We start from the raw sequence: 23,941 nt of genomic DNA, 5'->3' as shown, positions 1-23,941 counted from the left end.
AAAACATAATTTTTATCTACCGTCTTCTATTAATCTGAATATCCTTATTTCAAATGGTATATTATGGTATATTTAATTTGAAAGGGGAATAGACGATGCAACAAGTTACTTTAGTACCACTAGATTTACGCTATGCAAATGCGATTTTCAAGCTATCAAGTGATCCACACGTAAAAAATGCATTAGGAATAAAAGTAGAAACAATCGAAGACACGAAAGCATTCCTTCTTTTCGCCATAGAAGAAGAACGCCAAAAGAAGTCTTTATCGAGAGTGATTGTAAATGAAGAGAATGAAATAATTGGTCTCACCACACTTAAACATATTAATTACGAGAAGAAACAATCTCACATTGGTAGTTGGCTCGGCTATCCGTACTGGGGAAAAGGATATAATGAGGCTGCTAAAAAAGAAATCTTTAAAATCGCCTTTTTAGACTTACAACTTTCCTACGTATTTACTGGTGCTAAAACGAATAATATTCGCTCGTTAAAAGCACAAGAAAAACTACCTTATATTTCATTGCATGTGGAAGATACGTTCCCTAATGAACATTCTGCCTTAGAGAATGAAGTAAAATCTTCTTGTGTACTACATGTTGTGTCACGTGAGAACTTTCTCAATTGGCTAGACCTACAAAAGGAGGAGGAAAAATATGAAGATATTGAAAATTAGTTTAACCGTTGTAGTAGAAGTAGCTCTTATTTATCTTTTTTCATTATTGGTCGGTTGGTCATTTATGGAGGCCTTTTTTCTTGGTAGTTTAGCGATATTCGGGGCAATCTGGCTCATTGCTTTAAATATAAATCAAAATAACAACATTGATCACACTATATATAAAACAGGTACGGTAAAACCTTTTCAAATGACATGGGGTCCTTACACAACAGGTGCTGCTAGTCTTACAGCTTTCAGTTTTATAATAACTACTATTTATTATCTGCCCTATTTTCTATAAAAAAAGCACTCGTGATAATCACGAGTGCTTTTCTACTATGCACGAGAAACGTATTTACCTTCACCAGTGTTGATGATAAGTGTTTCGCCTTCGTTAATGAAGATTGGTACTTGTACAACAAGGCCAGTTTCTAATGTAGCTGGTTTTGTTACGTTAGAAGCAGTATCACCTTTAATACCTGGCTCTGTTTCTGTAACTTGTAATTCAACTGTGTTTGGAAGTTCAACACCAAGTACTTCGCCTTGGTAAGTCATAATAGATACTTCCATGTTTTCTTTTAGGAATTTAAGCTCGCGCTCGATTTGTTTTTCACCAAGTTCGATTTGCTCATAAGTTCCGTTATCCATAAATACGTGAGCCTCACCGCTTGCGTATAAATATTGCATACGACGGTTTTCGATGTGTGCTTTTTCTACTTTCTCACCTGCACGGAATGTTTTCTCTTGAACAGAACCTGTGCGAAGGTTACGTAGTTTAGAACGAACGAATGCAGCACCTTTACCTGGCTTTACGTGTTGGAAATCAAGTACTTGCCAAAGGCTATTATCCACTGAAATTGTTAAACCTGTACGAAAATCGTTTACTGAAATCATGTAAAAAAATCCTCCTGTGTATTACAAAATAATAAGTTCTTTTGGTGATTTCGTAATTACTTCATTACCTTCACTTGTTACAATGATATCATCTTCAATACGTACGCCGCCAATACCTGGAATATAAATACCTGGTTCTACTGTTACAGCCATACCTGGTTCAAGTACTGTATCAGAACGGAACGCTAAACCTGGTGCTTCATGGATTTCAAGACCAATTCCATGACCAGTAGAGTGTCCGAAGTATTCACCGTATCCTTTTTCCGTTATGTAATCGCGCGTTAACGCATCCGCTTCACGGCCTGTTAAACCAGCTTTAATACCGTTCACACCACGTAATTGTGCTTCTAAAACGATATTATAAATTTCTTTCAATTTATCAGATGGTTCACCAACTGCGATCGTACGAGTAATATCAGAGCAATATCCTTTGTAATAAGCGCCGAAGTCTAATGTAACGAAATCTCCTGTTTCTATCACTTTTTCAGATGCCACGCCGTGCGGTAATGCCGAACGAAGACCTGAAGCAACGATAATATCAAACGAAGAAGATGTTGCTCCTTGTTTTCTCATGAAAAATTCAAGTTCATTTGACACTTCAATTTCAGATACTCCCGGGCGAATGAATGATAGAATATGTTCAAAGGCAGCATCTGCAATCTGTGCAGCTTCCTTTAATATCTTAATCTCTGAATCAGTCTTTATCAAGCGTAACTTTTCTACAAGCCCAGAAGTTGGGATAAATTCAGCATCGATTGCTTCTTTATGCGCTGAATAAGAACTATATGTAAGAGTATCTTGCTCAAAGCCAAGCTTTTGAATTCCTAATTCTTTCACTTGCTTTGCAACTTCATCAATGATTAGTCCTGCATGCTGTACAATCTCGTATCCAACCGCTTGTTTAGTAGCTTGCTCTACGTAACGGAAATCTGTAATAAATTGAGCGCGGTTTTTCGAAATGAGTACAACACCAGCTGTTCCTGTGAAGTTAGCCATATATCTACGACTATGTTCATTTGTTAACAAAATACCGTCAATACCAGCCTCATCAAATGCACTTCTTAATCTTTCGATTTTCTCCATTACTTTATGCCTCCCTCAATTTCTCCATTAATGCAAATAACGCTAACTTATAGCCATAAAAACCAAATCCAACAATTTGTCCCGCACAAACAGCTGCGGTCACAGATTCGTGACGGAACGCCTCACGCTGGTGAATGTTAGAAATATGTACTTCAATAACAGGAATCGAAATGCTCGCAATTGCATCTCGAATCGCATAGCTATAATGCGTAAATGCTCCAGGATTTAAAATGATTCCTTCATATATATCTTCTGCCTCATGAATACGATCGATAATCGCACCTTCATGATTCGATTGGAAACATTCTAACTCCACTCCCATTGCTTCTGCTTCTTGCTTCATATCTGCTTCAAGTGTCGCTAGCGTGCCCTTTCCATATACATTTACCTCCCTGACACCGAGGCGATTTAGGTTAGGACCGTTTACGAGGAGTACCTTTTTCATATGCTTAAAACTCCTTAATATTAAATATCTATATAACATTTTAACATAGGAGTTACTTATTTGAATAGTTTGTCTTCTCTTCCCCTTCTTGCTCAGCTTTATTCGTATTTACTGCGTAGGAAACAGAGTATGCTATAAACACACCATACAATATAAAGATGCATATTGTCGTCACAATTGTTTCTTTCGGTAAATGGAGTGCACTTTTAATAGCAGGAGCTATTAACCCCACTCCGAAAAATAATAACGCCCACCAAAATAGACCATAAATCATCCCTGGAAGAATTCCTTCAAACTTTGCCAAAAACGCTTTATATAAAAAGGCAATTAAAATCGAGAGTAGTGCCATACAAACAATTCCTGACACATTGCCCCATACCCCTTCTTTCCAGCTTCCAAAGGCAAATGGTAATAATAAATAGTTCGGTCCCGCTTCTGTAAATGAAAATATATGAAGGAAATACCATATCCCTCCCCAAAACAGTCCACCAAATAAACCAATTTGTACAAAATTCCTTGTTCCTAATTGTTCTTGACTCACATCGACACCTCCGCTCAATAGTATGCCCGAAACTATTTTGAACCATGTTTAAATACTGCGAAATTTGTCTATAAAAAGAATAAGAAATGTCCGACTCTCGTAACATTTTTCCTTGTCATATACTTGTATTTGTCGATAAAATAAAGGAAACTCGGTGATTGTCTTATTTCAAAATGACAGAACCCAGTATGACAATTGCCTCTTTTTCTACATAAGAGAGAAACAAATACAGGTTGGTGTTAACATGGCAGAAGAGTCAAAACAAATATATGGCGGGCAAGCGGTCATAGAAGGAGTTATGTTTGGCGGTAGAGAATATACTGTTACAGCGGTTCGTCGTAAAGATAAATCGATTGAATTTTATCGATTACCACGCGTTCGTAATAAAGCATTATCTATCCTAAAAAAAATTCCATTTTTACGAGGGATTGCCGCTATTGTGGATGCAAGCGCGAACGGAGCAAAACATTTAAACTTTGCTTCAGAACGATTTGATGTTCCCCCAGAAGAAGACGAACAAATTGCAAATAAAAAAGAAGAACAATCGAAGTTAACGATGGTATTAGGAGTTGCAGCAGTTGGCGTTTTATCTTTCATATTCGGTAAAGTCATTTTCACAGCAGTTCCTGCATTACTAGCTGAATTAACGAGACCGATTTTCCCATCTCATACAGGGCAAATCATTGTCGAAAGTGTCATTAAGCTCATGCTATTATTGAGCTATATATACTTTATTTCTTTAACGCCACTCATTAAGCGGGTATTTCAGTACCATGGTGCGGAGCATAAAGTAATTAATGCCTATGAGAATAATCTTTCATTGACTGTAGAAAATGTTCAAAAACAAACTCGCCTTCATTATCGTTGTGGCAGTAGCTTCATTATATTTACAGTCATTATTGGAATGTTTGTTTATTTCCTTGTCCCTACAGATCCACTTTGGGCCAGAGTCGTAAACCGAATTTTATTAATTCCAGTCGTTCTCGGCATTTCTTTTGAAGTGTTACAATTTACGAATCGATTACGCGATATTCCAGTATTACGCATACTTGGATATCCCGGATTATGGCTACAACTATTAACAACGAAAGAACCAACAGATGATCAAGTGGAAGTAGCCATTGCATCGTTTGAAGAATTATTACGTTTAGAAAACAAACAATAATTATTTAAAAATGGTGTTCAACTCCTTTCCTCATCGTTAATATACTAATTTTAATATATGTTTTTAGGAGGTGTTCCTTATGAACGGTCGTTCGTTTACTTTCGCTATATTTGTGCTTATTATCGGATTAGCAATATTCGGCCTTGTTTCATCTGTCATTACAGATCCAATGGGAGTGTTAAGAAATATTGGTATCATGTTGGCTGTCGTTGGTATCTTTTATTTACTCTACAAAATGTTTACAAACTCTAGCGGTTCAGCAAATTCGCAAAGCTCATATAAGCGTGCTGCAAAACAATCGAGCCGCAAACATGGGAAACAAAATGTAGCACCCCTAAGCAATTCTTTCTTTAAATCAAACGCTTCTAATGACAAAGGGAAAAAAGGGAATCCTTCTTCTTTAAAGCGAAAAAGAAAACAATCTCATTTAACTGTCATTGAAGGTAAAAAAAACAAAAAGAAAGACCGTGCTTCCTTTTAGGAAATACGGTCTTTCTTTATATTTCGCAGTACTTCTTTCAAGCTTTTATCTTTCATACTTTCAATTCGAAGGTGATGATTTTCAAATGGTAAATTACGTGTCACATCATTAGGTACAACGACGCACGTTAACCCTGCTGCAATCGCTGCTTTCAATCCGTTTAACGAGTCTTCAAATACAACCGCTTCAGACGGATCAATCCCTAAATCTTCTATCGTAACTCGGTAAAGTGCTGGATCTGGTTTTACCTTCTCAACATCTTCCCTCGTTTTAATGACTTCAAAATAATCTCGAATTTGTAGCTCTTCCAAAAAAGGAATTACCCATTCTCTAGAGGAACTGGAAGCTAATGCGATTTTTAATCCCATTTCTTTCGCTTCTTGTAAGTATTCTTTTACCCCGTCACGAGCTTCTGGTATTTTCATTTTCTCTTTATGTAAAGCTTTCACTGTTTCTTTTAATGCATGCTTGTTAAACTTCTCTTTTAATTGGTCATTTAAATAGGCATACAATACATCATCTGTCGTTCCAATACACTTTGCAAATTCTTCTAAAGGTAACTCCCCACCGTACTCACGAACGGCGTCTCTGAAAGAGTGAAACCATATTGTTTCTGTGTCCACAATTAATCCATCAAAATCAAAAATAATTGCTTTCATAATTCTCCCATCCTTTTCGATTGAAATAAAAAAGGAAACGACTTACGTTCCCCTTAATTACTTTTCTCTTCATTTGCTTTTTGAACGCCACGAAGTGTTTCCACTCGAACCTCATCTTGTTCAAAGTATTGCACTAAATCGCCAATGCGGTCAATTGCTTCCCAACTTAAATGATGTTCAATTCCTTCTACATCATTGTAAATCTTACTTTCATCCACACCGATAATACGCATAAATTGCTCTAACAATTCATGACGATATACGAGACGTTCTCCGATTTTTTTACCTTTTGATGTTAATACAAGCCCTCTATATTTTTCATAAATTAGATATTCATCTTTGTCTAATTTTTGCACCATTTTTGTTACAGAGGATGGATGTACACTAAGCGCTTCAGCAATATCAGATACGCGGGCATAACCCTTTTCATCAATCAACAAATAAATTTGTTCAATATAATCTTCCATACTAGGGGTAGGCATCGGTTTCCTCCATCCAATTTCATTTTGCTCATTCCGTACGAAGCAATCAATAAAATGATACACCAGAAAGAATAACGTGACAAGTTGAAAACAAGCCTAAATATATAAAACAAAAAAGAATCTGTATTTGCATACAGACTCCTCTTAAGTAAAGTATTGTATTTCTGCATCAGGAAAAAACTCATGTATATAACCTCTTATTGTTTCTTCTAATACTGCTGCGTCATCTTTTTTATATACGTATTTCCCAATGCCGTACCGTCCCCATTTATATTTTCGCTTCTCTTCATCCATTTCAAGCTTCGTACTCGGATAACGCTCTTGTATGACCTTTTTGGCTGGCTTTGTAAAGCGATGTTGTATTAATTCAAATGTTAAATTCGGTATAGACAAATCTTTTAGTGCATTGTACAGTCGCTCAAATAATTCACGATATCCTTCTTCCCATCCTTCATGCATATAAAGCGGCGCAACTATAAACCCAAGCGGATAACCCGCGCCTGCTACTTTACGAGCCGCTTCAATTCGTTCTTCAAACGGTGACGTCCCCGGCTCAAAATTTTTAATTACATACCGTGAATTAATACTAAACCTGAAACGAGTTTTTCCGTTATGTTTTGCATCTAACAAATGATCAACGTGCGAATATTTCGTAACGAAACGTAAACGCCCATATTCACTTTCTCCAATAAACTCTATCGTCCGCTTTAATGCATGTGTTAAATGATCAATTCCAACGATATCTGATGTACAAGCAGCTTCGAATCTTGTTATTTCAGGTGCTCTTTCATCCATATATTGCTTTGCTTTCTCAAATATTTCTTCAAGATTCACATACACGCGAACGTAAGGCTTACTCCCAAGTGTCGTTTGTAAATAACAATAATGACAATGTCCCATACATCCTGTTGCAAGCGGAATCGCATATTCAGCTGACGGTTTTGACGTATCAAACTTTAATGTCTTCCTCACCCCAACGACAAGCGTTGATTTTGCATTACGATACTTTTGCAAATCATTTTCACCCGGCAAATTTCTAATTTGATTATGGGATGTCGTTTCACGAATCTCTAGTCCCATCTTCGTAAACTTCTCATACAGCTCTTTTCCAAGTGGATATTCAAGTGCCTTCGGTTCAAAATAAACAAGTTTTGGCATAAACGGTTTCATATGCTTCCCTCCTCTCGTTAGTATGGGAAACGTTTAAAAATTAACACGCATTAAAGTTTTCCACTTCAGTAACTTGTGTTGCAAGTTACTGAATGTTATAATTTGGATAACAGCTACCTTGCACAGCAAGTTACCTGAGTAAAAGGTGGTGAAATCATGCACAGCCAAATGTTAAAAGGTGTGCTCGAAGGTTGCATCCTATACATCATTTCACAAGAAGAAGTGTACGGATATGAACTGAGTACAAAATTAAATAAACACGGATTTACATTCGTAAGTGAAGGAAGCATATATCCGTTATTGTTACGTATGCAAAAAGAGAAATTGATTGAAGGAACATTAAAAGCCTCCTCACTTGGCCCAAAAAGAAAATATTATCACGTAACGGATAAAGGATTAGAACAGCTTGAAGAATTTAAACAAAGCTGGGGAATGGTTTCAACAACAGTGAACAATTTATTACAGGGGGAGTGATGGGGATGAATGCACAAGACATGATTAAATTGAACAACAAACAACGCGAACTTCTAACACCTGAAAATGAAGTTGCTTATAGCGATATGCTAGTTTATCTTCGTTTATCTAACGTGCCAGAGCAACAAGTAGAAGAACTATTACTAGAAATATTAGACCATCTCATTGAAGCACAAAGAGAAAATAAAAATGCTTATGACATTTTTGGTGATGACTTACAATCTTATTGTGATGAACTCATATCGTCTTTGCCGGTTCAAACAATGTTAGAAAAAACTTCTTTAATCGGCTTTGTTATTAGCTTACTTCTCGCTATACAGTTTGGAATAGACACCATTGCTTCTCTTATCAGTTTCTTTTTTGAAAAGAACACCGAAATAATAAGTCCACCTTTTAGTATCCTTGGAACTACTTTATCTGTTTCAATAATTATACTAGGTATACTATTCATTTTATATTTATTAAAGCGATACTCCTTTGATCAGAAAATGAATTGGAAAAGAAGAATTCTATTTGGATTCGCATTTGCTATCCCATTTTGTTCTGCTATATTCTTAAATATTTATTTTAAAAAACAACCTTACCTCATTTATCATCTAACCTTTTGGCAAAACGCTTTATTCGCTATCCTATTTTATGCTTTATATAAATTCCTATATAAAAAATCAAATTTTTAACAGCCCTTCAAAAGGCTGTTTTTCTTCTGTCTAATTTTACAAATTGAAAAATTTCATAAAGAAAATAAGAAAAATGCAAAATAATTAAAGTTAATTGTTGACGTGATGCTTTTATTATCGGTATCATAAATCTTCGTGAGCAATTATTTTTCGTTATACGATTTTTTTATTATTACTGAATTTTTGAGAGGAGAAATTAGATGTCAGTTAAGAAGAAAACGCAAGTACGCACCGGCAAAATGGTACGTGAACTAATGTTAGCAGACGAAGATGTAAATGCTTCGCTAATTATGGTATATAGTGAAAACGGTGTAAACGCAGAAATTAAAATCGAGGGCTTAACGCCGAAATGTAACGAAGAATTATTTTTGAGCGGAAACGTGGATTGGAACAAGAGTGTTATTTATAAAATTGTTGATTTCACTGGAAACGCTGAAGTTGGTAAAGTTACATTAACAGCGATGAACAAAAATAATGTTTCTCTAGAGATAGAACGCGTTATGTGGAGTAAAGAAAATAAAGAGGCTGCTGAACAAGAAGAAACAGTTGTAGAAGCTACTCCGAAAAAAGAAGTAGTTGTAGAAGCTCCAAAAGCAGTTACACCTGCTCCAAAGACTGTTACACGTGTGGAAACACCTGCTACAGCACCAACACCTAAGCCTACTGCAGCACCGACACCTAAGCCAGTAAGTGTAGAAGCAGCTGTGGAATTATCTACTCCAACACCTGTGAAACGAGAAGTACCAACTCCAGTTACAAAGCAAGAGACAGCACCGGTCGCGCCTGCAAAACCGAAGCAACCTGCTTTGACTGAAACAAATTCAAAACTACAAGAAAATTATGTGAAACTCGTGAAAAAGACAATTGAAGTTTGTCAAGATTACGAGCTTGGCATCGACATAGATGATTCTATTGAAGACTTAAAAAAAGAACTACAAAGCCAAGGTATTAGCGTTACATTTGACAAAGAAATTATGGACGTTGTCAATCGCCTTCGTTCTTTACAAGATAAAGGAATCAAAGTAGAAAAAGTACTTAATTTACTATAAAAAAATAAGAGGTGGCAATTGCCACCTCTTATTTTTTATAATTCCACTCTTTACTTTCATACTTTTCTTTTGCTAATGTTTGCACTTCATGTAATTGTTCTTCTGTTAATTCATACGGAACAAGCTCTACATCTAATCCTTTTTCAAACCCAACCTCAAACGCTTTAATTAACTGCTCGATTGTAAACGTACGGTCTGTTAATTCATTAATTGCTACCGCTTTAGAAGAGAACATACTCTTCATACGTTCTTTTACACGTTCATTCGGGAATAAAAACAGATCATATAACTCATCTAAATCTATTTCTAATGGAATCGACCCGTGCTGTAAAATAACGCCTTTTTGACGTGTTTGCGCACTACCTGCGATTTTTCTTCCCTCTACTACAATTTCATACCAAGACGGCGCATCAAAACATACGCCTGAGCGTGGATTTTTTAAATTTTCACGATCTGCTTCTGTTTTTGGAACTGCATAATACGCTTCTAACCCTAATGCTTTAAAACCATCTAGTAAACCTTGCGAAATAACACGATACGCTTCTGTAACTGTTTTTGGCATATTCGGATGATCTTCAGACACAATAACACTGTACGTTAATTCTTTATCATGTAGTACACCCCTACCGCCTGTTTGACGACGAACGAATCCATATTTCTTTTCGTTAACTACATCCATATTAATATCTTTTTCAACACGCTGGAAATACCCGACTGTTAATGTCGGTACTTCCCATTCGTAAAAACGAATGGTTGGTGGCATTTTCTTTTCACTTTGCCAATTTAATAAACATTCATCTAACGCCATATTAAATGCCGGTGAACATTGACCAGAGTTAATATAACACCATTTTTCTTTTCCCATCCTGCACCTCATATAACCAATTATTTTTCACATTCTCTAGTCTACCAAATTCGACAAAATTTGTGAAAGAATACGAAATTTCTTCTTATATACAAATGAATCTGTTGCATAAATACATACGGGCATTATAATATTGAAAGTAGGATAAGAAAAAAGGGAGCGATAGAATCGTGTCAACAACTTGGATTATTTTATTAGCCGTAATCGTAGCGTTCATCGGTTACACTGTATGGATGTATTTCTATCAGAAAAAATTAATTACAACACTTTCAGAAGAAGAGTTTCGCGCTGGCTACCGTAAAGCACAGCTTATCGATATTCGCGAAGCAGACGAATATACTGCAGGGCATATTTTAGGCGCACGTAACATTCCGTTATCACAAATTCGCCTTCGTCATAAAGAACTTCGTAAAGATCAACCAGTTTACTTATACTGTCAAAGCGGATTCCGTACTGGTCGTGCGGCTCAATACTTAAAGAAACAAGGCTACAAAGATTTCTACCAATTACAAGGTGGATTCAAAACGTGGACTGGAAAAATTAAAAAGAAATAATAACATACAAAAACTAGCTGAATAATTCAGCTAGTTTTTCATTTCATATTATTTGCAATGTATAATAAATTTTTCTTAATCACATCTTGATCATTTTCTTGTGCATTACGATACAGTAGCTGATATTCAAGTCCTTTCTCTTTCTCTTTCCATATAAGCGTAGCAAATTCATCTCCTCGCTCGGCGTCATCCTTATTTTTAAAATAAGCGAGTGCTCCATTATTCAATTTCATTTGTTCTTGAAATCGTTTCTGTTCCACAAGATCCGGAAAACTATAAGGAAAGTTCGCAACATTTAACTCAATATACTCATTTCTACTTGGATCCTGCTGTTTATATTTAATCATTAAGACAGTGTTCTTTTTTCCAATCGTTCTGACTTCTCCCTTCACATCACTCGTAATGTCATACGGTAAAAACGCCGGAACTTTAAATGTCACTGGAAAATATTTCGGAAGCTCCTTCAGCGAAATTGGATCTGTAACATGATCCATAGCTCCCCCTGTTGTTCCCACAAATTGTTTTTCTTCTCGCATCGTTTGCTGAAACGAACATGAACTTAGCACTAGACTAGAAAACACGAAACAAATGATCCCTTTTTTCAATTTGTTTCCGCCCTTTCATACCGCTATCTTTATGAATCAATTGTTTATATGCTGTTCATATTCGCCTCATTAACAAACTCCCCCTTTGAAAACTTTCCACGTTATTCTCACACATTTTGACAAAACTTCTTTTATAGACGCAAAAAAGACCCCTATCATTCTCACGCCCAAATAAAAAGGTTACGCGAATAACAGAAGTCCTATTTATAACATAGTTTGTGAAAAGCTTTTCAGGTCAAGATTTTTTCATTCTTATTATTTTCCCTTTATAATAAGGAGAGAGAGGTGATACATATGGCCAATATAAAACAAATTGCAAAAACCGCTGGTGTATCCATATCAACTGTTTCCCGCGTCCTAAATAATCACCCTTACGTAAAAGAAGAAAAACGTAAGCGTGTTCTAGATGCTGTTGAAAAATTGAACTATGCCAAAAATATAAATGCTATTCATTTAATAAAGGGAAAAACATATACAATCGGTGTTATGCTCCCTTTCATTAACCTTCCATACTTCAGTACCATTATTGAAGGAATCGGCAACGAAGCGTTAGCAGCTGGATATCACATTAATTTATGTCAAACGAATTACGATAGTATCGAAGAAATTCGTGTTCTTGAAATGATGAAAATGAAACAATTCGACGGGATGATTATTTGCTCTCGAACGAGTTCATGGGAACAAATTGAACCTTTCGCAAAATTTGCTCCTATTATTTCATGCGAAAAAATGCACCACCCCCTCATTTCATCTGTCTACGTAGATCATTATGAAGGCTTCCGTCTCGGCACCGCCTATTTACTCAATAAAGGTCATGAAAAAATCGGGATTTGTTTAGCAAGAAAAACAAGTGTAAATTCTATGGAACGTGAAAAAGCGTTTGCTGATACACTTCGTAACGAAGGCAAAACGTTACATCCCGAATGGATTTTTCATCAATGCTATACAATGCAAGACGGTGCACAAATACTCCATCGTATTTTAAACATGAAAAATCGTCCAACTGCTATTTTTACAGCGAACGATCAAGTTGCAGCTGGTTTATTAACAGAGGCTCGCAAGCAAGGTCTTCGAATACCCGAAGACCTTGCTATCCTCGGATTTGATAATCATGAAATTTCAAAGGCGTTAGAAATTTCAACAATTGAACATCCCGGTCTCGAAATGGGCTCACATGCGTTTTCTTTATTCCATAAACAAATCCAAAGCGAGCAAATTATCGGGAACGCAAAAGAGCTTTCATTCCATTTAATTGAACGAGATACTGTCTAATAAGAGCGTTACCTATAGCGCTCTTTTTCAGCTCTTCACCTATTGACTTTATATTTTCCCTTGCATATAATGAACCTAACGAACGGTAGGTAGGGGATGAAAATGACAGCAAACCGCATTAAAGCTGTAGCACTTTCTCATTTCGCACGCTACGGCTACGAAGGAACTTCATTAGCAAATATTGCTCAAGAAGTCGGGATTAAAAAACCGTCAATTTACGCACACTTTAAAGGAAAAGAAGAGCTATATTTTATATGCTTAGAATCCGCTCTTCAAAAAGACTTACAGAGCTTCACAGGCGATATCGAAAAGTTTTCAAATTCGTCTACTGAAGAATTGCTCTTACAGCTACTAAAGGGCTATGCAAAACGATTTGGTGAAAGTGAAGAATCAATGTTTTGGTTACGCACTTCTTATTTTCCGCCTGATGCATTTCGCGAACAAATTATTAATAAAGCAAATGTACACATTGAAAACGTCGGAAAACTTTTATTCCCTGTATTTAAAAGAGCAAGCGAACAAGATGAGTTGCATAACATTGAAGTAAAAGACGCCTTAGAGGCTTTTCTATGCTTACTTGACGGTCTTATGGTTGAACTACTATACGCAGGTTTAAATCGTTTTGAGACACGTTTAGACGCTTCTTGGAAAGTATTTTGGCGTGGACTTTCAAACTGACGGATTGCTCCTTTGCAATGCGTCGTTTTTAAGCCCTTTACCTAACGACTGGTAGGAAGGAGAAATGACATATGGCATGGATTTATGTAATCTTAGCTGGTATTATTGAAATCTTTTGGGTAATTGGATTAAAACACGCGGAGGCTCCACTTGAATGGGCTGGTGTTGCGTTATTAATTACAATCAGTTTCATCTTATTATTTAGAGCTTATAAAGATTTACCTGTTGGTACTGTATACGCAGTCTTCACTGGAATTGGAGCTGGTGGAATCGTTCTTACAGAAATTTTCGTTTTCGGAGAGCCATTCTCTATCGTAAAAGTATTATTAATTGGTTTAATCTTCTTCGGCGTAATTGGTTTAAAACGAGTAACAGAAGAAAAAGAAGCGAAGGAGGCCGCATAAAATGGCTTGGGTATTTTTAATTCTAGCTGGTATTTGTGAAATTATTGGTGTACTCTTTATGAAAGTAGCCACTGAAAAGAAAGGCTGGGCACCAAAAGTTATTTTAATCGCTAACTTCGGCGTAAGCTTCTTCTTCTTATCCCTAGCGATGAACACATTACCGATGGGAACTGCTTACGCGATTTGGACTGGAATCGGAACTGCCGGAAGTGCACTTCTAGGCATCCTTATTTTCCGCGAATCAGCGGATTGGCGTCGTCTTGCTTTCTTAAGCTGCATTCTATGCGGCGCTGTTGGCTTAAAACTATTAAGCTAACGTGAGGTGAATGTCATGTGGAAAGAAAAAGGGAAGCAACTGTTAGCATGGATCACGCTTAGTATCGTCGTTCTATTACAAATCAGTTTTCACATAATAGAATCATTGTTTCATAAAATAGTATCCATTCTCACATTCCTTCCTAACATGACACTTGAAATAATATCAATCGTTTGGTCCATTATTGCCTCCATTGCACTTGTCATTATATGGAGTATCGCCAAGCTATGGAATAAGTTATTTAAAAAGGACAGTTCTTCTGAAAAAGAGTAACTGTCCTTTTTTATATTCATTCAGACTTTCTGTAGAAGTTTGATGTGATAAGACAAAATAGACCAACTATGACAATACTTATACCAACCCCTTTATGCAAACTAGGAAATAACGGTGGTATATCTGAATAAACATTTGCTAATATGAGACCGATTGAAACGAAAAATACCCCTATTCTATATAACCATTTTCTTTTGTTCATCATTCTCCCCTCCTAAAATGTTTCATACACTCCTTTCTTTTGGACATACTACCTAAAAAAGGAGTGAATAATATGCAAAATTCCGTACATAAGCAGATCCTATTTTTATTTTTCCTCTTTCTCATTCTCGTTATCGTTTTCAGCTTTATATTACATACTCCGAAAGATGTTGTACCGAGTAATCTCTCTGTTTATAAACTTTTACTTTCCTATTGTCGTTATTGAAGAAGGTGCCTTTTATAGGGCACCTTTTAAAATTCTTTCTTCTCATACAATTTCACTGAAACGAAGATAGATACTATGAACATGCATATGGAACTAATGAATAACACGTTATTATATAGTTGAATTTGTTCCAAGTTGATTTGAAACAAAGCTTCTAAAACAACTATCGGTGCCATGAATATTACTATCGTAATAAAAATAGTTTTCTTATACCCTAACCAAAAGGATATTGGTAGAACAAAGCTTAAATACACTAAAATAAAGCTAATACTAGCAACCATTGTCGTTTCAATAAATTCAAATAGGTTAACCCCATTCTTCATTCCCATCGTAAAACAACCGACCGTTACGCTTATAAAAAGAATAATAATTGCTACTATATATTTTGCAAACACAATATGTTTTTTCAATATTGGCAAACTATTTACTATAACTTCACTCTCATTTTTACTATCTGCTTCAAATGTTTTTACTGTTGCTCCAATTGTAATAATTACGGACATAATTATGAACAGATTTTCCGTATCTGTTAAGGCCATATAAAAGAAAACAGGATACAGTATGTACCAAATTAAAAACTTCCATTGAATGATGAAATCTTTTAAAATTAGTTGCTTCACACTCGCTTCCTCCTTATAAATCACGCTCATTGTACAAATGAATTGAGAAAAACATAGACATAACATATAAAAGAAGCAATCCTGCTATAAAACAAATATTTACGACTAGACTCGTGTTCCAAGCATTTTCTACATCTAACCAAACGTTACTTACAATCAATCCACTCAAATATCCCAATGCAAGTCCGGCGAACGGAGCAATTTGTTTGGCACTGCTATATCCTACTGAGAATTCAATCGGAAGTACAATTATGCTACAAACAAACCCACCTGTTATACCTCCGAGAATTTCTCCCCACAGCATAAATCCAGTCATATGCTCATTTTGCAACTGTATTAAACCAACCACTAGTGAGAAACATCCACCTAGAGCAACTAAAATACTTACAAATATGTATTTCCCTATGACAAGATCTTTACGGTCAAACGGTAAACTATTTACTATCAGTTCACTTCTATTTTTCCCCTCATAACTCATTGACAGTATCATGCCAAGAGCAGGTACAAACATGCTAAATGTCATCAAAAAACTATCACTGCGAAAATCAACAATGAGTAGGAACAAGAAACATATAAGATAAACAAACCCTAACTTTCTTTGCATCATCATATCTTTTAAAACTAATTGCTTGATCATGTATTACACCTCCTAATATGAAAATGCCTCTTCTATAACTCTACCTCCTGAAACATCTTCATTGAGAGAATCATTGATATGAATATGCTTACTAACACTCCGGTTCCAAGAACACCCATTGCTAGTGTAGCATCTTCAGATTGAAGTACTTTTAACATAATTGTTTTATCACCAAAAACATTGCACATAAGACCGATCATACCTGTTAAAGGCAAAACCATAATAACATTCAAAACAGAAGTAGCTTTATATCCTCCAATGTAATTAGCAGGTATCGTTACAATATAATAGATCAAAGTTGCTACTATTGCTGAAAATATTGCATATCCAGGCATGACTATATCCCTGCCCAATAAAATATTTCCTAATATTACGACTATAAAAGTTACACTCAAACCAACCATAATAAATAATGTGCTTGAAATATATTTAGCTATAACTATTTCTTTTCTCGTTATAGGCAAACTCACTAATACTTTTTCTGCTTTACTTTTCTCTTCATAATAAAAAGAAATATATATAATCGTACTACATGTTATAAATAATCCGATTGCAATCCCCATTGGTTCTACGGAATTTTTAAAAACGGATAAAATAGGTATAAAAAAATAAAAAGGAAACATCTTCTTCTGTAAGAAAAACTCCTTCAAAATCAATTGCTGCATCTAAATTCCCCTCTCTATAAATCACGTGCTCCGTAAATTTTAATTGTAAGAAACATAGAGGCGATATACACACTAACTAATATAACCGCCCAAACTATAAGCAAGAAAATGTTCGAAAGATTCATAATCCAATTACTGAATGATGACGTTGTTTCATTCAGTCCATCCCCTATAAATATCCAAGCAATCCCACCAACTGCCATTGATACTCCTGATACTATACTTCGTGCTATCTTTGACTTTGTAACATAATAACTTGGAAAAAATGTCACAACAAAAAACACAGCGTAAACAGCTCCATTTATGACTTCATACCATGGAATTTCAATGTATAGATTAGGATGATATGCACCGATATCACCAATAACTACAATGCCTCTTATAAGAAAAACAACTAACATCGTAGAGAATATGCTGCCTACAATGAATATTGCACAGGAAATATATCTAGCAATAATGATATCCTTTCGACTTACCGGTAAACTATTTATCACAATGTCACTTTTATTTCTTTCATCCATAAAGATTAGTGTCATAACAGAAGAAAGAGTTATAAATAGACAACTCATCGAAAATAACAATTCACCACCTGGATCTAACATAAATAATACAAGGGGGACAACAAGATTTACTAACCAAGTTACCCGAAAAAAGAACAAATCTTTATATACGAGCTGACGCATAAGCACTTCTCCCTTTCGCGGTGTAAACGATAATATCATCTAATGTAGGCTTTTCTAGTACAACCTCATTTCCAAACCAGTCAATAATTGCTTGTTTATCCTTCGCTAAACCTTCAAAACCAAATTTATTTTTTCGTAATCCAACAAATAGTTCTTTCCCTTCTCGATCTAATAAATCATTACTTCCTTTTACGATTACGTAGTTCTCCATTAAGTCTTCTTTTTCACCAGTAAATATAATTTCTCCATCGTTGATAAACGTAATATAATCTGCAATGCGCTCTAAATCTGTTGTAATGTGCGTTGAGAATAATACCGATACTTCATCTTCCATTACAATTTCTTGCAACATATCAAGTAATTCACTTCGAACAACTGGATCTAATCCTGCTGTTGGTTCATCCATGATGATAAATTCTGCGTGGTGCGAGAGCGCGATGGCAATCGCAAATTTCATTTTCATTCCTTTTGATAATTCTTTAATTTTTTTATACTTCGGAACTTGCAATCTATGCATATACGATTGATACTGCTCTTCATCCCACTTTTTATATAACGGTGCAATAATACGCTTCATTTGCTCACACGTTAAATCTTCGTAATAATGATTTTCATCATATACAAAGCCGATATTTTGCTTTATTTCCTTTTCGGCTTTCTTGTTGTCCTTGCCAAAAATTTTTATATCGCCGCTATCTTTTCTAATTAAATTCATAATCATTTTGATCGTCGTACTTTTCCCGGCTCCGTTCGGTCCGACAAATCCCATAATATATCCGCGTGGTAATGTAAAACTTATATTTTTCACTGCAAAATCTTCATAACTTTTACAAACATTTTTTAGCTCTAACACCCTTTATTCCCCCTCATATAAACACGCTATCATCTGCTGTAATTCTTCAAGTGAAAGCTGTAACGCTTTACTTTCATTTACAATCTCTTCCGCTTTACTTTCCAATAGACGAAGCCTTTGTTCTTTTAATAGTTCATTATTTTTACGTGAAACATAAGTCCCCTTCCCAGCAACAGTTTCTATATATCCTTCTTTCTCAAGCTCCTCGTACGCACGCTTCGTAGTAATTACACTAATCTGTAATTCCTTTGCTAAGCTACGAATAGACGGTAATTGGTCTCCACCCTTTAAACCACCATTTAAAATAAGCTGGCTTAATTGTTTTCTTATTTGTACATAAATAGGGTCTTGGGAAGAATTCGAAATAATAATATTCATGTTTTCCTCCATTGTGTATATACTGTATATACTTTATATATACAGTATATACACACCATCCTATTTTTGGCAAGAAAAAAAGACCAACATTTTCCTGTTGGTCTTTCGTATATGTATCACTTTTCAAAGCGATCTAACATCTCATCTCTCATTCCGAAACTCACTACCGCAATTCCTACATACATAAACAGAAGGAACGCCGGATGAACTGTGTTGTACCAAGTGCTATCAACAATTAAATAAATCGTTAATGCCACAACAAGAACAAACGCTAAGATAAACATATAAAAGTGTCTTGTACTACCCATGATAAACTCCTCTCTTCTCACTTCACCATTCAACAGTATATTTTATCGAATAATTCGATATGACTCAAGGTTAACTTTCTGTTATGTAATCAAGTTCCACCTTTACAATGTCCTCACATGCTATTGAAATGATCGTTCCTTGCTTATCAATTGCCGTCACTTCTCTATTATCCATTACACGATGCGCTACTCTTTCTAACACTTTTCCTTGGTCTCGATAGCAAAATTCTTTTACATCTTTAATTGTTTCTCCATTTTCTAGATGGTATACCATTCTATAACATCGATATCCCACACTTTCACCCCCGTCTTGCTCGTTTTTTCACATATACATAAAAATGAGTAATTTTTGCCTCATCACATCTTCTTAATTTCAATAAAATTCTAACAAAAATAAATACTTTTATCAAACCGACTTTTTCAACAAAATCACCTATAAAACTGCTTCTTTACACCATTATGAAACAAAAAATATAAATTTTTAACATTTTCTTCACCACTTCTGCATAAAGTGAAACTTTAATCAGTGGGTGTTTTTGTTCATCTCTACTGATTACCAGGCCACAAATTGCGGAACAAATTCTCCATACAAAAAAAGAACTCGCATATAGCGAGTTCTTTTTTTGTTATTCTAATCAAACTTGTACAGGAGCTGGCTTTTCATAACGTAAAACTGGTTTACGTGCAGCCATCGTTTCGTCTAAACGTTTAATGACTGTTGTATGAGGTGCTTCTTGTACAACTTCTGGATTTTCTTCTACTTCTTTAGCGATTTGAATCATCTTATCAATGAAACCGTCTAATGTTTCTTTTGATTCTGTTTCTGTCGGCTCAATCATAATACATTCTTCCACATTTAATGGGAAGTAAATTGTTGGTGGATGGTAACCGAAATCAAGCAGACGTTTTGCGATATCTAATGTACGTACACCAAGTTTCTTTTGACGACGACCTGATAATACAAACTCATGCTTACAATGTCTATCGAATGGAAGATCATAGAATGGTGCTAATCTTCTCATCATATAGTTCGCATTTAATACCGCATACTCCGTTACTGCACGCAAGCCATCTGGACCCATAGAACGAATGTATGTGTATGCACGAACGTTAATTCCGAAGTTACCGTAGAATGGTTTTACGCGCCCAATTGCCTCTGGACGATCATAGTTAAAGCGATAGCCATCTTCCGTTTTCTCTAAAATTGGTTTTGGTAAGTACGGAATTAAATCAGCTTTCACACCTACTGGACCAGAACCTGGGCCACCGCCGCCGTGAGGACCTGTAAATGTTTTATGAAGGTTTAAATGCACAACGTCAAATCCCATATCTCCTGGGCGCGCTTGGCTTAATACTGCATTTAAGTTTGCACCATCATAGTATAATTTACCGCCTGCGTTATGGACGATTTCTGCCATTTCTAAAATATTTTCTTCGAATAAACCTAATGTATTAGGGTTTGTTAACATAAGTGCTGCTGTTTCTTCATTTACAACACGTTTTAAGTCTTCTAAGTCAACAAGACCATGTTCATTTGATTTTACCGTAATTGTTTCAAAACCAGCTACAGTTGCAGATGCTGGATTCGTTCCGTGAGCAGAGTCAGGAACAATTACTTTCGTACGGTTAAAGTCACCATTTGCTTCATGGTATGCACGAATTAACATTAAGCCTGTCCATTCTCCGTGTGCACCAGCTGCTGGTTGTAATGTAACAGTATCCATACCTGTAATTTCAATTAAATGCTCTTGTAAATCGTACATTAATTCCATTGCACCTTGTACTGTCTTTTCATCTTGCAACGGATGAATATTTGCAAATCCTGCGAAACGAGCTACACTCTCATTAATTTTCGGATTATATTTCATCGTACAAGATCCAAGTGGATAGAAACCAGAATCAACACCGTGGTTACGGTTTGAAAGTGCTGTATAATGGCGCATAATATCAAGTTCAGATACTTCTGGTAGCTCTGCATCTTCTACTCGAATATAATCGCTCTCAAATACATCTTCTAGTTTCACTTCTTCTACATCTAATTTTGGTAGGCTATATCCTATGCGTCCTTCTTTACTTACTTCAAAGATAAGTGCTTGGTCTTGGTTCTTCATTGGATAGCCCCCATTTCGTTTACAAGTGTGTCAATTTCCTCTTTTGTACGAAGCTCAGTTACTGCTACAAGCATATGGTTCTCATGCTCTTTATAATCACGGCCTAGATCGTAACCGCCGATAATATTCTTTTGTAATAATGCATCGTTTACTTCTTTCACTGGGCGCTTGCAATCTACAACGAACTCATTGAAGAATGGTCCAGCAAATGTAACTGTGAAGCCTTTCGCTTCAAATTGACGTTTTGCATATTGTGCTTTAGAAATGTTTTGGCGTGCCATTTCTTTCACACCTTGTTTACCAAGTGCCGTCATTGCAACTGATGCTGCTAATGCATTTAACGCTTGGTTTGAACAAATGTTAGATGTCGCTTTGTCACGGCGAATATGCTGTTCACGTGCTTGTAACGTTAATACAAATCCACGTTTACCATCTGAATCTACAGTTTGTCCGACAAGACGTCCTGGAATTTTACGCATGAATGCTTTCGTCGTTGCAAAGTAACCACAGTGTGGTCCACCAAACTGCGTTGGGATACCAAATGGTTGTGCATCACCGATGACAATATCAGCACCAAATTTTCCTGGTGGTGTTAATGCGCCTAATGATAATGGATTTGAAGAAACGATAAATAATGATTTTTGTTGATGAACGATTTTTTCAATATCAGCTAATTTTTCAACTTGTCCGAAGAAGTTTGGATATTGAACGATTACACAAGCAACTGTATCATCTACTTCACTTTGTAATACGTCTAAATCTGTTACACCATCTTTATGATTAATTTCAACAACTTCAAGGTGTTGACCTTTTGCATATGTTTCAAGTACAGCTCTTGATTCTGGATGAACTGCGCTAGATACAAGAATTTTCTTTTTACGAGTATGGCCAGCTGCTAGCATTGCCGCTTCAGCTAAAGCTGTACCTCCGTCGTACATAGAAGAGTTTGCTACATCCATTCCTGTTAATTCACAAATCATTGTTTGGAATTCAAAAATTGCTTGTAATTCCCCTTGTGAAATTTCCGGTTGGTATGGCGTGTAAGCTGTATAAAATTCTGAGCGAGAGATAACATGATCTACGATTACTGGAGCGTAATGGTCGTATACGCCTGCTCCTAAGAAAGAAGCGTACTCTTTTAAGTTAGCATTTTTACTAGCCATTTGAGATAACTCTTTTAAAAGCTCTGGCTCTGATTTTGCTTCTTTAATTTTTAAATCCCCTTTAAAACGAACACTCTCTGGAATATCAGAGAATAACTCATCGATCGTTTGAACGCCGATCGTTTGTAACATTTCTTTTTTGTCTTCTTCTGTCATTGGAAGATAACGATGCAACATGAAATCTACCCCTCTCCCCGTTACTTTGAACGTTTATAAAATGGTGTTGGAACAACTACTGCTTTGACGCGTTTATTACGAATTTCAATTTCTACTTCTGTATCAACTGCTGCGTATTTTACATCAATTAGTGCTAAACCAATGCTTTTCTTTAACGTTGGAGATTGTGTACCACTCGTTACTTCCCCGATTTTTTCTTCTCCAATAAATACAGGGTAATGCGTACGAGGAATTCCACGTTCGATTACTTCGATGCCGACTAACTTACGAGGCGCACCGTTTTCTTTTTGCTCTTTTAAAGTCGCTTTCCCAAAGAAGTCTGCTTCTTTATTTGGTTTTACCGCAAAGCCAATTCCAGCTTCAACCGGTGTAATATCTTTTGATAATTCTTGACCGTAAAGTGGTAATGTTGCTTCGAAACGAAGTGTATCACGAGCACCTAAACCACATGGTTTTAAGCCCTCTTCTGCTCCAACTTCAAGAAGTTTCTCCCAAAGTTTTGCAGCATCTTCACTCTTACAGTAAATTTCAAATCCATCTTCACCTGTATAACCTGTACGAGATACAAGTGCTGGAATTCCATCTACAACAATATCGTTTTTAAATTTAAAGAACTTAATTTCTTTCAAATCTTCTGACACAACTTTTTGTAAAATGCCTTCTGCTTTTGGTCCTTGAATTGCAAGCTGTGCAACTTCACTAGAAACATTGACTACTGTCGCATCGCCAATTACATGGCTAGCTAACCATTCGTAATCTTTTTCGATATTTGATGCGTTGATAACTAATAAATAGTCTTCTTCACCACGTTTGTAGATTAATAAATCATCTACTGTACCACCATTTTCGTAGCACATTGCTGTATATTGTGCGCCCCCTACCTTTAAGGTAGATACGTCATTTGTAACAACACGTTGTAAAAATGCTAAACTATCTACACCTTTTACCTCAACTTCTCCCATATGAGACACATCGAACAAACCTGCCGCTGTACGTACAGCTTCATGTTCTTCTTTAATGCTTGAAAATTGAACTGGTAACTCCCAACCACCGAAGTCGATTGTTTTCCCACCATACTTCGCGTATACATCAAATAACGGTGTACGTTGTAATGTAATCATGCTCTCTCCCCCTTATGCTCTGACAAATCAATAAAAGTTGTTTCCCTTATCTAAA

34 protein-coding genes are annotated in these 23,941 nt (G+C 36.0%); 13 read left to right on the top strand and 21 right to left on the bottom strand.

The annotated features are described in order from the left end of the window. The first annotated feature begins 95 nt into the window (after nucleotides 1–95). Both ACTFRS_RS14500 and ACTFRS_RS14495 read left to right on the top strand, forming a co-directional pair. Nucleotides 96–674 carry a GNAT family N-acetyltransferase gene (locus ACTFRS_RS14500; RefSeq protein ID WP_139866710.1) on the top strand — a complete coding sequence of 193 codons (579 nt, stop codon included), beginning with the start codon at nucleotides 96–98 and terminating at the stop codon, nucleotides 672–674. Beyond that, on the top strand, nucleotides 655–957 hold the full coding sequence (locus ACTFRS_RS14495; RefSeq protein ID WP_139866708.1) for a hypothetical protein: 303 nt from the start codon (nucleotides 655–657) through the stop codon (nucleotides 955–957). The genes ACTFRS_RS14500 and ACTFRS_RS14495 overlap by 20 nt, the downstream gene beginning before the upstream one ends. Before the next feature lie 35 nt (nucleotides 958–992). On the opposite strand, the gene efp is transcribed toward ACTFRS_RS14495, so the two are convergent. From efp to ACTFRS_RS14475, 4 genes are read right to left on the bottom strand one after another with little or no spacing between them, the layout of a single operon-like run. Further along, the gene (gene efp, locus ACTFRS_RS14490; protein WP_088297952.1) at nucleotides 993–1,550 is read right to left on the bottom strand and encodes an elongation factor P; all 558 of its coding nucleotides are present in this window, start codon (nucleotides 1,548–1,550) and stop codon (nucleotides 993–995) included. Between the two features lie 21 nt (nucleotides 1,551–1,571). Further along, on the bottom strand, nucleotides 1,572–2,633 hold the full coding sequence (gene pepQ, locus ACTFRS_RS14485) for a Xaa-Pro dipeptidase (RefSeq protein ID WP_000411051.1): 1,062 nt from the start codon (nucleotides 2,631–2,633) through the stop codon (nucleotides 1,572–1,574). A 4-nt stretch (nucleotides 2,634–2,637) separates the two neighbouring features. Then, the gene (gene aroQ, locus ACTFRS_RS14480) at nucleotides 2,638–3,078 is read right to left on the bottom strand and encodes a type II 3-dehydroquinate dehydratase (RefSeq protein WP_242294008.1); all 441 of its coding nucleotides are present in this window, start codon (nucleotides 3,076–3,078) and stop codon (nucleotides 2,638–2,640) included. Nucleotides 3,079–3,130: 52 nt separating this feature from the next. After that, a complete protein-coding gene (locus tag ACTFRS_RS14475) occupies nucleotides 3,131–3,619 on the bottom strand; it encodes a YqhR family membrane protein (RefSeq protein WP_440024791.1) in 489 nt (162 codons plus the stop codon). A 244-nt stretch (nucleotides 3,620–3,863) separates the two neighbouring features. Between ACTFRS_RS14475 and ACTFRS_RS14470 the strand changes: the two genes are divergently transcribed. Beyond that, nucleotides 3,864–4,784: a DUF1385 domain-containing protein gene (locus ACTFRS_RS14470; protein WP_242294009.1), complete on the top strand. Its 921-nt coding sequence runs from the start codon at nucleotides 3,864–3,866 to the stop codon at nucleotides 4,782–4,784. 79 nt (nucleotides 4,785–4,863) lie between these two features. Next, nucleotides 4,864–5,265: an SA1362 family protein gene (locus ACTFRS_RS14465; protein WP_139866702.1), complete on the top strand. Its 402-nt coding sequence runs from the start codon at nucleotides 4,864–4,866 to the stop codon at nucleotides 5,263–5,265. Here the strand turns inward: ACTFRS_RS14465 and ACTFRS_RS14460 are convergent. The 3 genes from ACTFRS_RS14460 to splB all read right to left on the bottom strand — a co-directional run bounded on the left by ACTFRS_RS14460 (nucleotide 5,262) and on the right by splB (nucleotide 7,576). Then, on the bottom strand, nucleotides 5,262–5,924 hold the full coding sequence (locus ACTFRS_RS14460; RefSeq protein ID WP_139866700.1) for an HAD family hydrolase: 663 nt from the start codon (nucleotides 5,922–5,924) through the stop codon (nucleotides 5,262–5,264). The genes ACTFRS_RS14465 and ACTFRS_RS14460 overlap by 4 nt on opposite strands. Nucleotides 5,925–5,977: 53 nt before the next feature. Beyond that, nucleotides 5,978–6,406 carry a transcriptional regulator MntR gene (gene mntR / locus ACTFRS_RS14455; protein WP_001143076.1) on the bottom strand — a complete coding sequence of 143 codons (429 nt, stop codon included), beginning with the start codon at nucleotides 6,404–6,406 and terminating at the stop codon, nucleotides 5,978–5,980. 144 nt (nucleotides 6,407–6,550) lie between these two features. Then, nucleotides 6,551–7,576 (bottom strand): spore photoproduct lyase, encoded by a 1,026-nt coding sequence (gene splB / locus ACTFRS_RS14450; protein ID WP_139866698.1) that lies wholly within the window; start codon nucleotides 7,574–7,576, stop codon nucleotides 6,551–6,553. Nucleotides 7,577–7,732: 156 nt separating this feature from the next. Between splB and ACTFRS_RS14445 the strand changes: the two genes are divergently transcribed. The 3 genes from ACTFRS_RS14445 (at nucleotide 7,733) to ACTFRS_RS14435 (ending at nucleotide 9,776) form a co-directional block, all read left to right on the top strand. Then, entirely contained in the window at nucleotides 7,733–8,050 is a 318-nt protein-coding gene (locus tag ACTFRS_RS14445) for a PadR family transcriptional regulator (RefSeq protein WP_000556083.1), read from the top strand. A 5-nt stretch (nucleotides 8,051–8,055) separates the two neighbouring features. After that, nucleotides 8,056–8,727 (top strand): DUF1129 family protein, encoded by a 672-nt coding sequence (locus tag ACTFRS_RS14440; RefSeq protein ID WP_139866696.1) that lies wholly within the window; start codon nucleotides 8,056–8,058, stop codon nucleotides 8,725–8,727. Between the two features lie 200 nt (nucleotides 8,728–8,927). After that, entirely contained in the window at nucleotides 8,928–9,776 is an 849-nt protein-coding gene (locus ACTFRS_RS14435) for a hypothetical protein (RefSeq protein ID WP_440024794.1), read from the top strand. A 28-nt stretch (nucleotides 9,777–9,804) separates the two neighbouring features. Here ACTFRS_RS14435 and ACTFRS_RS14430 read toward each other — a convergent pair whose 3' ends face one another. Continuing rightward, nucleotides 9,805–10,641 (bottom strand): lipoate--protein ligase family protein, encoded by an 837-nt coding sequence (locus ACTFRS_RS14430; protein ID WP_000514079.1) that lies wholly within the window; start codon nucleotides 10,639–10,641, stop codon nucleotides 9,805–9,807. 170 nt (nucleotides 10,642–10,811) lie between these two features. On the opposite strand from ACTFRS_RS14430, the gene ACTFRS_RS14425 reads away from it, so the two are divergent. Continuing rightward, nucleotides 10,812–11,195, top strand: coding sequence for a rhodanese-like domain-containing protein (locus ACTFRS_RS14425; RefSeq protein ID WP_000108655.1), 384 nt, complete (start codon nucleotides 10,812–10,814; stop codon nucleotides 11,193–11,195). A 38-nt stretch (nucleotides 11,196–11,233) separates the two neighbouring features. Here ACTFRS_RS14425 and ACTFRS_RS14420 read toward each other — a convergent pair whose 3' ends face one another. Further along, a complete protein-coding gene (locus ACTFRS_RS14420) occupies nucleotides 11,234–11,776 on the bottom strand; it encodes a DNA polymerase III subunit delta (protein ID WP_139867105.1) in 543 nt (180 codons plus the stop codon). A gap of 318 nt (nucleotides 11,777–12,094) precedes the next feature. On the opposite strand from ACTFRS_RS14420, the gene ACTFRS_RS14415 reads away from it, so the two are divergent. The 5 genes from ACTFRS_RS14415 (at nucleotide 12,095) to ACTFRS_RS14395 (ending at nucleotide 14,743) form a co-directional block, all read left to right on the top strand. Further along, on the top strand, nucleotides 12,095–13,072 hold the full coding sequence (locus ACTFRS_RS14415) for a LacI family DNA-binding transcriptional regulator (protein ID WP_139866692.1): 978 nt from the start codon (nucleotides 12,095–12,097) through the stop codon (nucleotides 13,070–13,072). Nucleotides 13,073–13,168: 96 nt separating this feature from the next. Beyond that, nucleotides 13,169–13,750 (top strand): TetR/AcrR family transcriptional regulator, encoded by a 582-nt coding sequence (locus ACTFRS_RS14410; protein WP_003267456.1) that lies wholly within the window; start codon nucleotides 13,169–13,171, stop codon nucleotides 13,748–13,750. A 71-nt stretch (nucleotides 13,751–13,821) separates the two neighbouring features. Further along, nucleotides 13,822–14,154, top strand: a complete 333-nt coding sequence (locus tag ACTFRS_RS14405) for a DMT family transporter (protein WP_042875534.1) — start codon at nucleotides 13,822–13,824, stop codon at nucleotides 14,152–14,154. Between the two features lies 1 nt (nucleotide 14,155). After that, on the top strand, nucleotides 14,156–14,470 hold the full coding sequence (locus ACTFRS_RS14400; protein WP_000312623.1) for a DMT family transporter: 315 nt from the start codon (nucleotides 14,156–14,158) through the stop codon (nucleotides 14,468–14,470). 15 nt (nucleotides 14,471–14,485) lie between these two features. Continuing rightward, nucleotides 14,486–14,743 carry a DUF3975 family protein gene (locus ACTFRS_RS14395; RefSeq protein WP_073530053.1) on the top strand — a complete coding sequence of 86 codons (258 nt, stop codon included), beginning with the start codon at nucleotides 14,486–14,488 and terminating at the stop codon, nucleotides 14,741–14,743. Nucleotides 14,744–14,759: 16 nt separating this feature from the next. On the opposite strand, the gene ACTFRS_RS14390 is transcribed toward ACTFRS_RS14395, so the two are convergent. The 12 genes from ACTFRS_RS14390 to gcvT form a co-directional block, all read right to left on the bottom strand. Beyond that, nucleotides 14,760–14,948, bottom strand: a complete 189-nt coding sequence (locus ACTFRS_RS14390; protein ID WP_041184700.1) for a hypothetical protein — start codon at nucleotides 14,946–14,948, stop codon at nucleotides 14,760–14,762. Between the two features lie 248 nt (nucleotides 14,949–15,196). Further along, nucleotides 15,197–15,820, bottom strand: coding sequence for an ABC-2 transporter permease (locus tag ACTFRS_RS14385; RefSeq protein ID WP_139867103.1), 624 nt, complete (start codon nucleotides 15,818–15,820; stop codon nucleotides 15,197–15,199). Beyond that, nucleotides 15,804–16,427 (bottom strand): ABC-2 transporter permease, encoded by a 624-nt coding sequence (locus ACTFRS_RS14380; RefSeq protein ID WP_440024797.1) that lies wholly within the window; start codon nucleotides 16,425–16,427, stop codon nucleotides 15,804–15,806. The genes ACTFRS_RS14385 and ACTFRS_RS14380 overlap by 17 nt, the downstream gene beginning before the upstream one ends. A 32-nt stretch (nucleotides 16,428–16,459) precedes the next feature. After that, a complete protein-coding gene (locus ACTFRS_RS14375; protein WP_440024799.1) occupies nucleotides 16,460–17,092 on the bottom strand; it encodes an ABC-2 transporter permease in 633 nt (210 codons plus the stop codon). A gap of 14 nt (nucleotides 17,093–17,106) precedes the next feature. Further along, the gene (locus tag ACTFRS_RS14370; protein ID WP_139866688.1) at nucleotides 17,107–17,775 is read right to left on the bottom strand and encodes an ABC-2 transporter permease; all 669 of its coding nucleotides are present in this window, start codon (nucleotides 17,773–17,775) and stop codon (nucleotides 17,107–17,109) included. Continuing rightward, the gene (locus ACTFRS_RS14365) at nucleotides 17,756–18,628 is read right to left on the bottom strand and encodes an ABC transporter ATP-binding protein (RefSeq protein ID WP_000891297.1); all 873 of its coding nucleotides are present in this window, start codon (nucleotides 18,626–18,628) and stop codon (nucleotides 17,756–17,758) included. Before ACTFRS_RS14365 ends, ACTFRS_RS14370 begins: the two co-directional genes overlap by 20 nt. Before the next feature lie 3 nt (nucleotides 18,629–18,631). Further along, nucleotides 18,632–19,006, bottom strand: coding sequence for a GntR family transcriptional regulator (locus ACTFRS_RS14360; protein ID WP_001021352.1), 375 nt, complete (start codon nucleotides 19,004–19,006; stop codon nucleotides 18,632–18,634). 116 nt (nucleotides 19,007–19,122) lie between these two features. After that, nucleotides 19,123–19,314, bottom strand: a complete 192-nt coding sequence (locus ACTFRS_RS14355) for a hypothetical protein (RefSeq protein WP_000535935.1) — start codon at nucleotides 19,312–19,314, stop codon at nucleotides 19,123–19,125. A gap of 70 nt (nucleotides 19,315–19,384) precedes the next feature. Continuing rightward, the gene (locus ACTFRS_RS14350; protein WP_000262495.1) at nucleotides 19,385–19,588 is read right to left on the bottom strand and encodes a DUF3929 family protein; all 204 of its coding nucleotides are present in this window, start codon (nucleotides 19,586–19,588) and stop codon (nucleotides 19,385–19,387) included. Nucleotides 19,589–19,949: 361 nt separating this feature from the next. Continuing rightward, on the bottom strand, nucleotides 19,950–21,425 hold the full coding sequence (gene gcvPB, locus ACTFRS_RS14345) for an aminomethyl-transferring glycine dehydrogenase subunit 2 (protein ID WP_000795696.1): 1,476 nt from the start codon (nucleotides 21,423–21,425) through the stop codon (nucleotides 19,950–19,952). Beyond that, a complete protein-coding gene (gene gcvPA, locus ACTFRS_RS14340) occupies nucleotides 21,422–22,765 on the bottom strand; it encodes an aminomethyl-transferring glycine dehydrogenase subunit 1 (RefSeq protein WP_000903231.1) in 1,344 nt (447 codons plus the stop codon). Before gcvPA ends, gcvPB begins: the two co-directional genes overlap by 4 nt. A 20-nt stretch (nucleotides 22,766–22,785) precedes the next feature. After that, complete coding sequence (gcvT, locus tag ACTFRS_RS14335; protein WP_139866684.1) at nucleotides 22,786–23,886, bottom strand: glycine cleavage system aminomethyltransferase GcvT; 1,101 nt, start codon at nucleotides 23,884–23,886, stop codon at nucleotides 22,786–22,788. Nucleotides 23,887–23,941 lie beyond the last annotated feature (55 nt).

It is taken from the genome of Bacillus cereus group sp. MYBK139-1 (genome assembly GCF_051916915.1).
Classification (GTDB): Bacteria; Bacillota; Bacilli; order Bacillales; family Bacillaceae_G; genus Bacillus_A; species Bacillus_A pacificus.
The sequence above is the reverse complement of the archived record's forward strand: the minus strand, read 5'-3'. Positions and strand labels throughout refer to the sequence as shown.

What these genes read in the sequence shown, in the direction of transcription:
- ACTFRS_RS14500 (WP_139866710.1), top strand. Translation starts at nt 96, where the DNA reads ATGCAACAAGTTACTTTAGTACCACTAGATTTACGCTATGCAAATGCG.
- ACTFRS_RS14495 (WP_139866708.1), top strand. Translation starts at nt 655, where the DNA reads ATGAAGATATTGAAAATTAGTTTAACCGTTGTAGTAGAAGTAGCTCTT.
- efp (WP_088297952.1), bottom strand. Translation starts at nt 1,550, where the DNA reads ATGATTTCAGTAAACGATTTTCGTACAGGTTTAACAATTTCAGTGGAT.
- pepQ (WP_000411051.1), bottom strand. Translation starts at nt 2,633, where the DNA reads ATGGAGAAAATCGAAAGATTAAGAAGTGCATTTGATGAGGCTGGTATT.
- aroQ (WP_242294008.1), bottom strand. Translation starts at nt 3,078, where the DNA reads ATGAAAAAGGTACTCCTCGTAAACGGTCCTAACCTAAATCGCCTCGGT.
- ACTFRS_RS14470 (WP_242294009.1), top strand. Translation starts at nt 3,864, where the DNA reads ATGGCAGAAGAGTCAAAACAAATATATGGCGGGCAAGCGGTCATAGAA.
- ACTFRS_RS14465 (WP_139866702.1), top strand. Translation starts at nt 4,864, where the DNA reads ATGAACGGTCGTTCGTTTACTTTCGCTATATTTGTGCTTATTATCGGA.
- ACTFRS_RS14460 (WP_139866700.1), bottom strand. Translation starts at nt 5,924, where the DNA reads ATGAAAGCAATTATTTTTGATTTTGATGGATTAATTGTGGACACAGAA.
- mntR (WP_001143076.1), bottom strand. Translation starts at nt 6,406, where the DNA reads ATGCCTACCCCTAGTATGGAAGATTATATTGAACAAATTTATTTGTTG.
- splB (WP_139866698.1), bottom strand. Translation starts at nt 7,576, where the DNA reads ATGAAACCGTTTATGCCAAAACTTGTTTATTTTGAACCGAAGGCACTT.
- ACTFRS_RS14445 (WP_000556083.1), top strand. Translation starts at nt 7,733, where the DNA reads ATGCACAGCCAAATGTTAAAAGGTGTGCTCGAAGGTTGCATCCTATAC.
- ACTFRS_RS14440 (WP_139866696.1), top strand. Translation starts at nt 8,056, where the DNA reads ATGAATGCACAAGACATGATTAAATTGAACAACAAACAACGCGAACTT.
- ACTFRS_RS14435 (WP_440024794.1), top strand. Translation starts at nt 8,928, where the DNA reads ATGTCAGTTAAGAAGAAAACGCAAGTACGCACCGGCAAAATGGTACGT.
- ACTFRS_RS14430 (WP_000514079.1), bottom strand. Translation starts at nt 10,641, where the DNA reads ATGGGAAAAGAAAAATGGTGTTATATTAACTCTGGTCAATGTTCACCG.
- ACTFRS_RS14415 (WP_139866692.1), top strand. Translation starts at nt 12,095, where the DNA reads ATGGCCAATATAAAACAAATTGCAAAAACCGCTGGTGTATCCATATCA.
- ACTFRS_RS14410 (WP_003267456.1), top strand. Translation starts at nt 13,169, where the DNA reads ATGAAAATGACAGCAAACCGCATTAAAGCTGTAGCACTTTCTCATTTC.
- ACTFRS_RS14405 (WP_042875534.1), top strand. Translation starts at nt 13,822, where the DNA reads ATGGCATGGATTTATGTAATCTTAGCTGGTATTATTGAAATCTTTTGG.
- ACTFRS_RS14400 (WP_000312623.1), top strand. Translation starts at nt 14,156, where the DNA reads ATGGCTTGGGTATTTTTAATTCTAGCTGGTATTTGTGAAATTATTGGT.
- ACTFRS_RS14395 (WP_073530053.1), top strand. Translation starts at nt 14,486, where the DNA reads ATGTGGAAAGAAAAAGGGAAGCAACTGTTAGCATGGATCACGCTTAGT.
- ACTFRS_RS14390 (WP_041184700.1), bottom strand. Translation starts at nt 14,948, where the DNA reads ATGATGAACAAAAGAAAATGGTTATATAGAATAGGGGTATTTTTCGTT.
- ACTFRS_RS14385 (WP_139867103.1), bottom strand. Translation starts at nt 15,820, where the DNA reads ATGAGCGTGATTTATAAGGAGGAAGCGAGTGTGAAGCAACTAATTTTA.
- ACTFRS_RS14380 (WP_440024797.1), bottom strand. Translation starts at nt 16,427, where the DNA reads ATGATCAAGCAATTAGTTTTAAAAGATATGATGATGCAAAGAAAGTTA.
- ACTFRS_RS14375 (WP_440024799.1), bottom strand. Translation starts at nt 17,092, where the DNA reads ATGCAGCAATTGATTTTGAAGGAGTTTTTCTTACAGAAGAAGATGTTT.
- ACTFRS_RS14370 (WP_139866688.1), bottom strand. Translation starts at nt 17,775, where the DNA reads ATGCGTCAGCTCGTATATAAAGATTTGTTCTTTTTTCGGGTAACTTGG.
- ACTFRS_RS14360 (WP_001021352.1), bottom strand. Translation starts at nt 19,006, where the DNA reads ATGAATATTATTATTTCGAATTCTTCCCAAGACCCTATTTATGTACAA.
- ACTFRS_RS14355 (WP_000535935.1), bottom strand. Translation starts at nt 19,314, where the DNA reads ATGGGTAGTACAAGACACTTTTATATGTTTATCTTAGCGTTTGTTCTT.
- ACTFRS_RS14350 (WP_000262495.1), bottom strand. Translation starts at nt 19,588, where the DNA reads ATGGTATACCATCTAGAAAATGGAGAAACAATTAAAGATGTAAAAGAA.
- gcvPB (WP_000795696.1), bottom strand. Translation starts at nt 21,425, where the DNA reads ATGAAGAACCAAGACCAAGCACTTATCTTTGAAGTAAGTAAAGAAGGA.
- gcvPA (WP_000903231.1), bottom strand. Translation starts at nt 22,765, where the DNA reads ATGTTGCATCGTTATCTTCCAATGACAGAAGAAGACAAAAAAGAAATG.
- gcvT (WP_139866684.1), bottom strand. Translation starts at nt 23,886, where the DNA reads ATGATTACATTACAACGTACACCGTTATTTGATGTATACGCGAAGTAT.